The following is a 12,838-nucleotide window of genomic DNA, read 5'->3' on the forward strand; positions in this document are numbered from 1 at the left end:
AGTGAATGGGCCCACCCCCGAAGCGCTGCGCGCCTCCCCCTCGAGGGGGCATGCCTGCGGACCGGCGGAGCCGGATCCGCAGCATCCCTATGGCGTGGCGGCTGCTGGTTGCGCGGACGGTGGCGCCGCGCAGGCGCCGGCGGTGCGCGCGCAGGGCTTGCGCAAGGCCTATGGCGCCACGGTGGCGGTGGACGACGTGTCGTTCGACATCTTGCCCGGCTCCGTGCATGCGCTGCTGGGCGAGAACGGCGCGGGCAAGTCCACCATCGTCAAGCTGCTGTCGGGGCTGGTCGAGCCCAGCGCGGGACGGTTGTGGGTGCACGGCAGCCCGGCCGCGCTGCGCTCGCCGCGCGCGGCGCACGCGCTGGGCATCCAGACCGCGTTCCAGGAAATGACGCTGGTGCCGGACCTGAGCGTGCTGGACAACATGCTGCTGCCGTATGCGCCGCGAGGGCCGCTGGGCATGATCGCGCGCCGCCGCGCGGCGGAACGCGTGGACGCGCATCTGCGCGGCCTGGCGTTCGAGGTGGACCTGCGGGCCGAGGCCGGCGCGCTGGAGCTGGCGCAGCGCCAGAAGGTCGAGATCGCGCGGGCGCTGTGGCGGCAGCCGCGCATCCTGCTGCTGGACGAGCCCACGTCCACGCTGGCCGGGCGCGACGTGGACTGGCTGGGCGGCATCATCGAGCGTCTCAAGCGCCAGGGCGTGACCGTGGTGTTCATCTCGCATCGCATGCGCGAGGTGCGCGAGTTCTGCGACCGCCTGACCATCCTGCGCAACGGCAAGCACATTTCCACCGGCCCGGCCGATGCATTGAGCGACGACGAGGTGATCGAGCGCATCATCGGCCGCAGCCTGTCGCAGGCGTTTCCGCCGCGCCCCGAGCCGCCGACCGAGACGCGGCCGCCGGTGCTGGAGGCGCGCGGGCTGGACGCCGGCCGCGCGCGCGGCGTGGACTTCGTGCTGCGGCAAGGCGAGATCCTGGGCGTGGCCGGCCTGCAGGGCATGGGCCAGCAGGACCTGTTCAACGCCTGCTTCGGCATGGCGCCGCCGAGGGCGGGCCAGATCCTGGTGGACGGGCGCGAGGTCGCGCTGGGTTCGCCCGCCGACGCGATCCGGCCGAACATCGGCATCGGCATGGTGCCGGAGGACCGCAAGACCGAGGGCCTGTTCCTGAAGCTGGACGGTCGCGCCAACGCCACGCTGCCGGTGGCCGCGCGCTTCGCGCGCTGCGGCGTACTGAGCGCCCAGGCCGAAGGCGCCGCCGTGGCGCGCGCCTTCGCGCAGGTGCAGGTGGACCGGCGCGCGGACTGGACGCCGGCCGGCGCGTTCTCGGGCGGCAATCAGCAGAAGATCGCCATCGCCAAATGGCTGGTGGCGCAAAGCCGCATCCTGCTGCTGTTCGATCCCACGCGCGGCATCGATGTGGGCACCAAGCACGAGCTGTACCTGCTGATGCGCCGCTACGTCGAGGCGGGCGGCGCGATCCTGTTCCATTCCACCGAGATCCCCGAAATCGTCCACCTGTGCGACCGCGCGCTGGTGCTGTACGGCGGCCGCGTGCAGGCCGAGCTGGCGGGCGGGGCGCTGACCGAGGCGGGCATCATGCGCGCCGCCCTGGGCGGATCCGAGCCCGGCAGGAGCGCCGCATGAATACAGACCTGACCGGGAGCGCGCCCATGCTGCGTCGCGTATCGCAAGACCGCCGCGCCGGCGCGGGCTGGAGCCGGCATCGCGGCCTCGTCACCGCCATCGCCGTGTTCGCGCTGCTGCTGGCCACGGTGGCGGCGCTGGGCAATGGCGGCCTGAGCTACTTCGACCTGTCCTTCCTGGCCAGCGGCGGCGCCACGCTGGCGATCGCCGCCATGGGCGCGACGCTGGTGATCCTGACCGGCGGCTTCGACCTGTCGGCCGGCGCGGTGATCTCGCTGGTCAACGTGGCGCTGGCGCTGGGGCTGGCCGGCGGCGAATCGGCCTCGCCGCTGGCGCTGACGGCGGCAGGCATCGCCATCGGCATGGCGGCGGGCGCGTTCAACGGCTTCTTCGTCGCCGTGCTGCGGCTGCAGCCCATCGTGGTGACGCTGTCCACCATGTTCATCCTGCAGGGCGCGACGCTGCTGGTGATGGACAAGCCCGGCGGCGCGGTCGCGCCGGCGCTGGCCGAGTTCTACATGGGCGACGCCGTGCCGGGCCTGCTGCCGATGCCGCTGGCGCTGCTGGCGGCGCTGGGACTGGCCTGGGCCTGGTTCAAGCGCACCCGCGCCGGGGTGGCCTTGTACGCCGTCGGCAGCGACGCCGAATCGGCGCGGGCCGCCGGCCTGCGGGTCGACGCGACGCGTTTCCTGGCCTATGTCATGGCCGGCGGGCTCTATGGGCTGGCCGGCGTGTTCCTCAGCGCGCAGACCGGCTCAGGCGATCCGCTGGTGGGCAATCCGCTGCTGCTGTCGCTGTTCGCGGCCGTGGTGGTGGGCGGCACGCGGCTGGGTGGCGGCCGAGGCGGGCCGATGGGCTCGGTGTTTGGCGCCTACATCCTGATGATCGTCGTCAACATCCTGCTGGTGTTGAACGTGTCGGCCTATTTCTCGACGGTGGCCGAGGGCCTGATCCTGATCGCCGCGGCGCTGGCCGCCGCCGCCAGCCGCGACTCGGCGCTGGCGCTCCAGCTGCGCGCGGCGGCGGCGCGCTGGCGGGCCTGGCGCGCGGGCACGCTGCCTGGCCAGCTGGGCGGGCCGGACCGGCGGCTGGCGCTGCCGGCGGCCGAGAACGCGGCAGCCGCCGCGCCCAGGCCGGGCTTCGCGGTCCGTCACGCCCAGACCTTGCGCTATGCATTGCCGGCCGTGGCCTGCCTGCTGCTGGTGCTGGTCGTCACGCAATGGACCCTGGGCCGTTCGCTGACGCACTGGGGCTACTGGAACGCGCTGATCGTGCTGTCCAGCTTCCTGGCCATCCTGGCGCTGGGGCAGGGCGCGGTGATCCTGACCGGCGGGCTGGACCTGTCGCTGCCATGGACCATCGGCCTGTCGGGCATCCTGTTCGCGGGCATGACGCAGGGCATGGACGCGGCCATGCCGGGCGCGCTGGCGGCGGTGTTGCTGGTTGGCTGCCTGATCGGGCTGGTCAACGGCCTGGCCGTGGCGGCGCTGGGGCTGTCGCCCATCGTCGCCACGCTGGCCGTCAACGGCATCCTGCAAGGCCTGGCGCTGCTGTATTCGGGCGGCACGCCGGCGGGCTTCGCGCCGCCGCTGCTGCGCGGCTTCATGACGGGGCAGGTGATGGGCGTGACGCCCGTGGTGCCGGCGATGGCGCTGTTCGCCGTGCTGGCGGTGCTGCTGCTGTCGCACACGGCCTTCGGCCGGCGCGTGTACGCGGTCGGCAACAGCGTGCGCGCGGCGCGGCTGGCGGGCGTGCCGGTGGGGCGCACGCTGATCGGCGCCTATGTGCTGTCGGGCCTGTGCGCCGCGCTGGCCGGCATCCTGCTGACGGGCTTTTCCGGCCAGGCCAGCCTGGGCATGGGCGACGACTACCTGCTGCCGTCGATCGCGGCGGTGGTGGTGGGCGGCGGCCTGATCACGGGCGGACGCGGACATTATCTGGGCATGCTGGCCGGCGTGCTGCTGCTGACGGCGTTGCAGACGCTGCTGGCTGGCAGCAACCTGCCTTACGCGACGCGCGCCATCCTGTACGGGCTGGTGGTGCTGGGCGCGGTGATCGCGCTGCGCGAGCGGCGCGCATAGCGGATTCGTAGCGGGCCGCCGTGAGCGGCCCGCCATCAGGCGGCGCGAGCCGCGGGAGAGAGAGCAGCATGGCGAATGTGGCAATCATCGGCGCGGGCCTGATCGGCCGGGCATGGGCCCTGGTGTACGCGCGCGGCGGGCACCGGGTCCGGCTGTGGGACAGCCAGCCCGGGCAGGTCGAGCAGGCGCTGGCCTTCGCGCGCGAGGTGGCGCCGGGGCTGGCGCAGGCGGGCCTGCTGCGCGGGCGCACGGTGGACCAGCTGCTGGCGGCGCTGGAGCCCGCCGAGCGCATGGAGGACGCGCTGCGGGACGCCGACTACGTGCAGGAAAGCACGCCCGAACGGCTGGACAGCAAGCGTCGCGTCTATGCCGAACTGGATCGCCTGGCGCCGGCCGGCGCGATCCTGGCCAGCTCGACCTCGGCGCTGCTGCCCTCGCATTTCACGGCCGACCTGCCTGGCCGCGCGCGTTGCCTGGTGGCGCATCCGATCAATCCGCCGTACCTGGTGCCGGCCGTGGAAATCGTGCCGGCGCCCTGGACCGACGCGGCCTGCGTCGAGCGCGCGCGCAGCCTGTTGGCCGAGGCCGGCCAGCAGCCCATCGTGATGCAGCGCGAGATCGACGGCTTCGTCGTCAACCGGCTGCAGGGCGCGCTGCTGCACGAGGCGTTCCGGCTGGTGGCCGACGGCTATGCCGGCGTCGAGGACGTGGACACCTGCATCCGCGACGGCCTGGCGCTGCGCTGGGCCTTCATGGGCCCGTTCGAGACCATCGACCTGAACGCCCCGGCCGGCGTGCGCGATTACGCCGAACGCTATGAAGGCATGTACGCCGAGATGTTCGAGTCCATGACACGGCGGGTGCCCTGGAGCGGCGACACGCTGGACCGCGTCGAGGCGCAGCGCCGCGAGCACCTGCTCGCCGATGGGCTGGCCCAGCGCCAGATCTGGCGCGACCTGCGACTGATGGAGCTGGCCGCGCACAAGGAGCGGCTGCGCCAGCGGCGGGAGCTGCCCTGAACCCCATTTCCCTTTCCGATCCTTGATTCCCTATCGCGCCGGCCGCCGGCCCGCGCATCTTCCAAGCTTGGAGCAGAAGCATGTCCCAGGAAAAAGTCATCATCACCTGCGCCATCACCGGCGCGATCCACACGCCGTCGATGTCGCCGCACCTGCCGATCCAGCCGGAGCACATCGCGCGCGAGGCCATTGCCGCCGCCGAGGCGGGCGCCGCCATCCTGCACCTGCACGCGCGCAACCCCGAGAACGGCAAGCCGGACCAGACGCCGGAGGCCTTCGCGCGCTTCCTGCCGCAAGTCAAGCAGGGCACCAACGCGGTCATCAACATCACCTCCGGCGGCAGCCCCTACATGCGGGTCGAGGAACGCGTCCGGCCCGCCGCGCAATTCAAGCCCGAGGTCGCCTCGCTGAACATGGGCTCGATCAACTTCGGCCTGTACCACCTGCTGAACAAGTACACCGAGTTCCAGTTCGAGTGGGAGCGCGAGCACCTGGAGGCCACGCGCGACCTGGTCTTTCGCAACAGCTTCAAGGACATCGAATACATCCTGTCCACCTGCTACGACAACGGCACGCGCTTTGAATTCGAGTGCTACGACATCGCCCACCTGTACAACCTGGCCCACTTCGCCGACCGTGGCCTGGTCAAGGCGCCGTTCTTCGTGCAGTCGGTGTTCGGCCTGCTGGGCGGCATCGGCACGCACCCCGAGGACGTGATCCACATGCGCCGCACCGCCGACCGCCTGTTCGGCAAGGACTACCGCTGGTCGGTGCTGGGCGCCGGCGCCAGCCAGTTCCGCATCGCCGCGCAGTCCGCCGCCATGGGCGGCAATGTGCGGGTGGGGCTGGAGGACAGCCTGTGGGCCGGCAAGGGCAGGCTGGCGCAGTCGAACGCCGAACAGGTGCGCTCGGTGCGGCAGATCATCGAGGGCCTGGGCCTGCAGATCGCCACGCCCGAGGACGCCCGCCGCATCCTGCAGCTCAAGGGCGGCGATCAGGTGGCGTTCTGAATCAAAGGAGACAGGCATGCGCATCGAGATTCTGGCCGACGTCAAGACCACGCTGGGCGAGGGGCCCTTGTGGGACGTGGACGAACAGCGGCTGTATTGGATCGACAGTTTCGACGGCCGGGTATTCCGCTGCACGGCCGACGGCCGCGAGCTGCGCGCCTGGGACGTGCCGCAGAAGATCGGCTCGATGGCGCTGCGCAAGCAGGGCGGGGCGGTGGTGTCGCTGGCGCGCGGCTTTCACTTCCTGGATTTCCGCAGCGGCGAGGTCGAGCTGATCGTCGATCCCGAGCCCGACAAGCCCGCCAACCGGCTGAACGACGGCAAGGTCGACCGGCAGGGGCGCTTCTACGCCGGCAGCATGGACACGCAGGAGGCCGGACCCAACGGCGCGCTCTACCGGCTGGATCCGGACCTGTCGCTGCACCGGCTGGACACCGGCATCGTGGTGTCGAACGGACCCTGCTGGAGCCCGGACGGCAGGACCTTCTATTTCGCCGACACCTGGTCGGGCGAGATCTGGGCCTATGACTGCGATCCGGCCAGCGGCGCGATCTCGAACCGCCGCACCTTCACGCGCGTGGACATGAGCGGCGGCGGCGCGGCCGATGGCTCCACGGTGGACGCCGAGGGCTATCTGTGGAACGCCCAGGTCTACGACGGCAAGCTGGTGCGCTACGCGCCCGACGGCAGCGTGGACCGCGTTATCGAGATGCCGGTCAAGAAAGTCACCAGCGTGATGTTCGGCGGCCCGGAGCTGGACGTGCTGTACGTCACGTCCATGGCCAAGCCGCCGCTGCCGCGCTTTCCGCAGGACGGCGTGGCGCGCGGCAGCCTGTTCGCGCTGCACGGGCTGGGCGTGCGCGGCTTGCCCGAGCCGCGCTTCGGCGGTTGAAGCGGCCGGGCGGTTTGGGCCCCCGGCCCGCCTTGGCGCGGCGGCGGGTTCAGCCGCCGGAGCCGCCCTCCAGATCGCCTGCCAGCGTCGCCAGGCAATCGGCCAGCGGCGCGATGCCGCGCGCCAGCTCGGCCACGGCCGCCGCGTCCACCCGCGCCAGCGGCGGGATCTCGGCCAGCACGCGGACGTCGCCGAAGCGTTCGATGGCTTCCTTGTTGCCGGGCGACAGCGGGCCGCTCATGACCACGCCCAGCACCGGGATGCCACGGCGGCGCAGCGCCTCCAGGCTGAGCAGCGTGTGGTTGATGGTGCCCAGGCCGCTGCGCGCGGCCAGCACCACGGGCATGCCCAGCCGCGCGATCAGGTCGATCATCATGTGCCGGTCGTCGATCGGCACGTACAGGCCGCCGGCGCCTTCCACGATCAGCGGCGCGTCGGTGTCCGGCGGCACGATGGTGGTGGCGTCCAGCTCGGCGTCTTCCAGCGGCGCGGCCGCCCAGGGCGACAGCGGCGCCTGCAGCACGTAGGCCGGCAGGTGCAGGCGCTCGGGCGGCAGCTGCGCCAGCCCGGCCACCGTGTCGGTGTCGCCGGGTTCTTCGGCCACGCCGGTCTGCACCGGTTTCCAGTAATCGGCGTTCCAGGCGCGCGCCAGGATGGCGGAGACCAGGGTCTTGCCGATGCCGGTGTCAGTGCCGGTCACGAAGACGCCGGCGGGGCAGGAGTCGGTTTTTTTCCACATGCCATAGGCCAGGTGATAGGTCACGCTGGCTCCTTGTTCGTCGAATTTCGCCAGCACGCGGCGCAGCGCCGCCGCGCCCAGCGGCTTGTGGCCGGGCGTGGCGGCGGTGGCGCCGATGCCTTTCAGGTCCTGCAGGAAATGCAGGCCGTCACGATGCTGTTGTACCAGCCGTTCGGCGCGCACGGCACCGATCAGATTGCCCATGGCCGGACGGATGGCGCCGGACGGCGGATAGGCCGGGGTGCCGGCATCCAGGCCGGCGCTGCCGTGGGCGGCGCGCCATTCGGCGAAGGTGTCCTCGGCCAGCGTGGCGATGGCCAGATGGCCGCCCGGCGCCAGCAGCGCGGCCAGCCGGCCCAGCCCGGCGTTCAGGTCGCCGAACCACTGCACCGCCAGGCTGGAGCAGATGAGGTCGTAGCCGCCGGGCAGCGCGTCGGGATGTTCCCCGTCCAGCGCCGCGTAGCGCACGCTGCCTTGTGGCGCTGGAGCGAGCCGCGCGATCTCCAGCATGGCCGGGGATATGTCGGTGAGCGTCCAGTCGGCCGGTCCCAGGCGGCGCGCCAGCTCGCGCGTCAGCAGTCCGGTGCCGCAGCCGATCTCCAGGATGCGCGGGCGCGGCGGCAGGTCCAGCCGGGCGATATCTTCGGCCAGGCGCCGCGCGGCGGCGCGCTGGGCCGGGGCATGCGCCTCGTAGCGGCCGGCGGCGCGGCCGAAGCGCGCGCCGATGGCGGCGTTGCGTGCGTAGCGGTTCGCGTCAGTCATGCGTGGCCGCCCGGCGTCGATAGGCTGTCGAAAGCGGGGCCGCGCGCAGTATTGCCAAGGCGGGCGTCATGTCTGCAGGAACTCGCGGATGCGTTCGGCGCACCATTGTGGGTCGGACTGCGGCAGCAGATGTCCGCCCTGCTCGTGCCAGCGCAAGGTGACGCCGGGCAGCGCCGCGCGGGTCATGGCCGGCGGCACGACCGGATCCTCGGCGCCGGCCAGCGCCAGCGTCGGCATGGGCAGCGCCGCCAGCTCGGCGCGCCGGTCCTCGTCGCGTAGCGCCAGCAGGCCGAGTTCCAGCGCGGCCATGTCGGGCGCGCCGGATGGCGTGTCGTCGCCGCAGCGCGCGCGGAAATCGCGCAGCACCGCCTGGGGGTGGGCGGCCAGCTGGCGCAGCATGCGGTCGAGCAGGCGCGGCGCCACGCCTTCGGGAAAGTCCGGGCCGGCGCCGAAGCGCGCGAAGCCGTTGATGCAGACCAGGCCGGCGCAGCCGGGCGGTGGCTGGCGCAACAGGCGTAGCGCGCCCAGCGAATGGCCGATGGCGATCACCGGGCCGGAGACTTCCGGCAGGCGGGGGGCGCCGAAATAGCCGGCGTCGTCGGCCACCTGGGGCCAGTCGGACAAGGCCGCGCGCAGCGGCGCCCAGAATGACGCGTCATAGGCCCAGCCGTGCGCGAACCAGAGCGTGGCTTGCGGCATGGTCAGGCCAGCTCGGCCGTCAGGCCGTCGATCAGGCGGGCGAGATCGTCCTCGCCATGGGCGGCGCTGAGCGCGATCCGCAGCCGGCTGGTGCCGGCGGGCACCGTGGGCGGGCGGATGGCCACGGCCAGCAGGCCGCGCCGTTCCAGCCCGGCGGCCAGCGCCAGCGCGCGGGCTTCGTCGCCGACGATGGCGGGCACGATCTGGGTCGAGGAACCGCCCGTGTCCACGCCCAGTCCGGCCAGCGCGGCGCGCAGCGTTTGCGCGCTGTCGGCCAGCCGCGAGCGTTCGGCGTCCAGATGCGGCAGCAGGTCCAGCGCCGCGTCCATCGCGCCCAGAACGGCCGGCGGCAGCGCGGTGGTGTAGATGAAGCCCGAGCAGGCGTTGACCAGGTAGTCGCACAGCGCCCGCGAGCCGGCCACATAGGCGCCGAAGCCGCCCAGCGCCTTGCTGAAGGTGCCCATGATCAGGTCCACCCGGCCCGGCGCCAGGCTGGACAGGCCGGCGCCCTGGGCGCCCAGCACGCCGGTGGCGTGCGCCTCGTCCAGGTAGAGGAAGGCTTGGTGGCGTTCGGCGATCTCGCCCAGCCGGGCCACGTCGGTCCGGTCGCCGTCCATGCTGAACACGCTTTCGGTGACGATGAAGCGCACCGGCGGCTTGCCGCCGGGGCCGGGCTCGGCGCGGGCCGACAGCAGGCTTTCCAGGTGGTCCAGGTCGTTGTGGCGGTAGCGGATCTGCTTCACGCTGGCGGCCTGGCAGCCGTGGTGCAGGCTGGCGTGGTTGAGCTTGTCGGCATAGAGCTGGACCTCGCCCTGGCCGGCGGCGGCGCGCAGCAACGCGGGCAGCACGGCGGCGTTGGCCTGCCAGCCCGAGGCCAGCAGCAGGGCGGCCTCGGCGCCCTTGAGCCGGGCCAGCTTGGCCTCGACCTGTTCGTGCAGGTCCAGGTTGCCGCAGACCAGCCGCGAGGCCTGGGCGCCGGCGCCGCGCAGCGCGGTCCATTCGCGCGCCCGCTCGACCAGCAGCGGGTGGCGCGCCAGTCCCAGGTAGTCGTTGCTGGAGAAGTTCAGCATGGGCGCGCCGTTCAGGACGATGCGGCCGGCGGGGGCGGCGGCGGCGGTGCGCAGGCGGCGGCGCACGCGGCGCGTCTCGGCGAGCGCGAGCTCAGAGGAAAAAAGGGAATCCAGCTTCGACATCGGCAAATCCGGGGGGGCGGCCGGGCGCGGCGGGGCGGCCAGGCCGTAGAATGCGGGCCATTGTAGTGGAGGCGCCGCCGTCCGCCCGGCGCCCCGGGCAGACGGCCCACCGGGAGTTTCCTGGCCCGGGCCTCCGGTTTTGCAGGAGCTCTATATATGCACACGCCCGACTGGGTGGCCCAGGGCCAGCCCCACATCTGGCTGCCCTATGCCCAGATGAAGACCGCCACGCCGCCGCTGCCCGTGGTGCGCAGCCATGGCAGCCGGCTGGAACTGGCTGACGGGCGCAGCCTGATCGACGGGGTGGCGTCCTGGTGGACCGCCTGCCACGGTTACAACCATCCCCACATCGCCCAGGCCGTGCGCGCCCAGCTCGACGCCATGCCGCACGTGATGTTCGGCGGCCTGACCCACGAGCCGGCGCTGACGCTGGCGCGGCGGCTGGCGGCGCTGCTGGGGCCGGGCCTGGACCGGGTCTTCTATACGGATTCCGGCTCGGTGGCGGTGGAAGTGGCCATGAAGATGGCGCTGCAATACTGGCTCAACCAGGGCGAGCGCGGCCGCGGCCGCTTCCTGGCGTTCAAGGGCGGCTACCACGGCGACACCTTCGGCACCATGGCGGTCTGCGATCCGGAGGAGGGCATGCACAGCCTGTTCCGGGGCATGCTGGCCGAGCACGACATCGTCGCCCTGCCACGCGACGAGGCCGGCGAGGCCGAGCTGGATGCCTTCCTGGCGCGCCGTGGCCCGCAGCTGGCGGGGATCCTGGTCGAGCCGCTGGTGCAGGGCGCCGGCGGCATGCTGATGCACGATCCCGAGGTGCTGCGCCGCCTGCGCCGGCTGGCCGACCGCCACGGCCTGCTGCTGATTTACGACGAGATCTTCACCGGCTTCGGCCGCACCGGCACGATGTTCGCCTTTGAACAGGCCGGCGCGCGCCCCGACATCATCACGCTGTCCAAGGCGCTGACCGGCGGCACGCTGCCGCTGGCCGCCACGGTCGCCAGCAGCCGGGTGTTCGACGCCTTCTGGTCCGACGAGCCGTCGCACGCGCTGATGCATGGTCCCACCTTCATGGGTAACGCGCTGGCCTGCGCCGCCGCCAATGCCTCGCTGGACCTGTTCGAGCGCGAGCCGAGGCTGGATCAGGCGCGGACGATCAGCGCCGCGCTGGAGCAAGGGCTGGCGCCGTGCCGCGAGCTGCCCTGGGTGCGCGACGTGCGCGTGCTGGGCGCGATCGGCGCGGTGGAACTGGACGGCATCGCCGACCGCGAAGCGCTCAAGCGGCGGCTGGTCGAGGCCGGCGTCTGGGTGCGGCCGTTCGGCAACGTGGTTTATCTGACCCCGGCGCTGACCATCGCGGCGGACGAGCTGGCCGTCCTGACGGGCGCCGTGTCGGACGTGCTGCGCCGCCAGCGGCCCTGACCCGGCGGCCGAATCGCCGGCGCGCCGGTCGCCAGTCCTGACCCGGCCGGCGGCAAATCCGGTCCGGCGGCTTGATCCATGTCAAGACGCCGACGCCGGCGGCTGGCTAAGATCGGCGCATGCGAGCCAAATCGATCTTCGCCGTCCCCGTCGGCCTGTCCGACGCCGACCGCCAGCAGCGCCGGCACGCGCTGGTGCGCCTGTCGCTGGCCTGGCTGGCCATGATGCAGGTGATGATGTTCGCCTGGCCCGGCTACCTGCGCCACGACGGCATCCCCACGGATGCCCTGGAGACGCTGGACTGGGCCATCGTGCTGATGAACTGGGCCAGCTTCGCGCTGACCGTGCCCGTGGTGCTGTACTCGGCCTGGCCGATCTGGCGTCACGCCGGCGACAACCTGCGCCATGGCCGCGCCGGCATGGACGTGCCGGTGGCCCTGGGCATCGTGGCCGCCTTCATTCCCTCGGTGCACGCGACCTACACCGGATACGGCGAGGTGTATTTCGATTCGGTGACCATGTTCGTGGCCTTCCTGCTGACCGCCCGCTACCTGGAACTGTGCGCGCGCCAGTCCTTTGGCGGCTCGGCCGGCGGCCTGCGCCATTCCCGCGTCGAGGCGCGCCGCCTGAGCCTGGGCGCCAGCGCCGACCGGCTGGCCTCGCGCTTCGTGATGATCCAGGTGATCCTGGCGCTGGCCGCCGCCGCGGCCTGGGCCTATGTCGATCCGGCCCACAGCATCCCGGTGATGGTGGCGCTGCTGGTCATGAGCTGTCCCTGTGCGATGTCGATGGCCGTGCCGACGGCCATGGCCTCGGCGCACGCCGCGCTGGCGGCGCATCCGTCCATGCCCGACGCGGCCTTGCAGGCGCTGCTGGACGAGGCGGGCCGCAAGGCGCGCCAGAACTTGTATGGCTCGCTTGTATGGCACCTGCTGATGACGCCGCTGGCGCTGGTCGGCTGGGTCACGCCCTGGCTGGCGGCCATCACCATGCTGCTGTCCTCGCTGGCGGTGGCCTGGAACTCCTGGCGGCTGTCGCGCCGTGACTGGTCCGGCGCGCTGGCCGCCGGCGCGCCGGAATCCGCATGACCATCCTCTACCTGCTGCTGCCCCTGTCGCTGCTGTTCGTGCTGGCGATCGGCGTGTCGCTGTGGTGGGCCGTATTCAACGGCCAGTACGACGACACCGACAGCGCCGGCACGGCGATCCTGCGCGATGACGACAGCGGGCCGGCCAGCCGGGGCTAGGCCGCCGCGCGAGGCCTGGGGCGCCGGGGATTCCGCGCCGGAAAATCACCGAAAGGCCGGACAGTGCTTCGCCACTGATCCGGCTGATATGGCTGATACGGTCGAAAACCGCTGCTTCTGA

11 protein-coding genes are annotated in these 12,838 nt (G+C 72.2%); 8 read left to right on the forward strand and 3 right to left on the reverse strand.

The genetic code is table 11. The features are described from left to right. Position 1: 1 nt before the first annotated feature. From AC6LJ9_RS09300 to AC6LJ9_RS09320, 5 genes are all read left to right on the forward strand, one after another. Positions 2-1,651, forward strand: coding sequence for a sugar ABC transporter ATP-binding protein (locus AC6LJ9_RS09300; RefSeq protein WP_498147337.1), 1,650 nt, complete (start codon positions 2-4; stop codon positions 1,649-1,651). Then, positions 1,648-3,732 carry an ABC transporter permease subunit gene (locus AC6LJ9_RS09305; protein ID WP_498147338.1) on the forward strand — a complete coding sequence of 695 codons (2,085 nt, stop codon included), beginning with the start codon at positions 1,648-1,650 and terminating at the stop codon, positions 3,730-3,732. The genes AC6LJ9_RS09300 and AC6LJ9_RS09305 overlap by 4 nt, the downstream gene beginning before the upstream one ends. Before the next feature lie 68 nt (positions 3,733-3,800). Next, positions 3,801-4,751: a 3-hydroxyacyl-CoA dehydrogenase gene (locus AC6LJ9_RS09310; protein WP_498147339.1), complete on the forward strand. Its 951-nt coding sequence runs from the start codon at positions 3,801-3,803 to the stop codon at positions 4,749-4,751. 80 nt (positions 4,752-4,831) lie between these two features. Next, on the forward strand, positions 4,832-5,761 hold the full coding sequence (kce, locus tag AC6LJ9_RS09315; protein WP_498147340.1) for a 3,5-dioxohexanoate:acetyl-CoA acetone transferase: 930 nt from the start codon (positions 4,832-4,834) through the stop codon (positions 5,759-5,761). Positions 5,762-5,777: 16 nt separating this feature from the next. Then, positions 5,778-6,653: an SMP-30/gluconolactonase/LRE family protein gene (locus AC6LJ9_RS09320; protein WP_103273707.1), complete on the forward strand. Its 876-nt coding sequence runs from the start codon at positions 5,778-5,780 to the stop codon at positions 6,651-6,653. A gap of 49 nt (positions 6,654-6,702) precedes the next feature. Here AC6LJ9_RS09320 and bioD read toward each other — a convergent pair whose 3' ends face one another. From bioD to AC6LJ9_RS09335, 3 genes are all read right to left on the reverse strand, one after another. After that, positions 6,703-8,154, reverse strand: coding sequence for a dethiobiotin synthase (bioD, locus tag AC6LJ9_RS09325; protein ID WP_498147341.1), 1,452 nt, complete (start codon positions 8,152-8,154; stop codon positions 6,703-6,705). A 66-nt stretch (positions 8,155-8,220) separates the two neighbouring features. After that, on the reverse strand, positions 8,221-8,853 hold the full coding sequence (locus tag AC6LJ9_RS09330; RefSeq protein WP_498147342.1) for an alpha/beta fold hydrolase: 633 nt from the start codon (positions 8,851-8,853) through the stop codon (positions 8,221-8,223). Between the two features lie 2 nt (positions 8,854-8,855). Continuing rightward, positions 8,856-10,046: an aminotransferase class I/II-fold pyridoxal phosphate-dependent enzyme gene (locus AC6LJ9_RS09335; RefSeq protein WP_498147343.1), complete on the reverse strand. Its 1,191-nt coding sequence runs from the start codon at positions 10,044-10,046 to the stop codon at positions 8,856-8,858. Between the two features lie 156 nt (positions 10,047-10,202). On the opposite strand from AC6LJ9_RS09335, the gene AC6LJ9_RS09340 reads away from it, so the two are divergent. The 3 genes from AC6LJ9_RS09340 (at position 10,203) to ccoS (ending at position 12,717) form a co-directional block, all read left to right on the forward strand. Then, the gene (locus tag AC6LJ9_RS09340; RefSeq protein ID WP_498147344.1) at positions 10,203-11,471 is read left to right on the forward strand and encodes an adenosylmethionine--8-amino-7-oxononanoate transaminase; all 1,269 of its coding nucleotides are present in this window, start codon (positions 10,203-10,205) and stop codon (positions 11,469-11,471) included. Positions 11,472-11,590: 119 nt separating this feature from the next. After that, a complete protein-coding gene (locus AC6LJ9_RS09345) occupies positions 11,591-12,559 on the forward strand; it encodes a hypothetical protein (protein WP_498147345.1) in 969 nt (322 codons plus the stop codon). Then, the gene (gene ccoS, locus AC6LJ9_RS09350) at positions 12,556-12,717 is read left to right on the forward strand and encodes a cbb3-type cytochrome oxidase assembly protein CcoS (RefSeq protein ID WP_498147346.1); all 162 of its coding nucleotides are present in this window, start codon (positions 12,556-12,558) and stop codon (positions 12,715-12,717) included. The genes AC6LJ9_RS09345 and ccoS overlap by 4 nt, the downstream gene beginning before the upstream one ends. Positions 12,718-12,838 lie beyond the last annotated feature (121 nt).

This window comes from Achromobacter sp. 1011811831 (assembly GCF_059760905.1).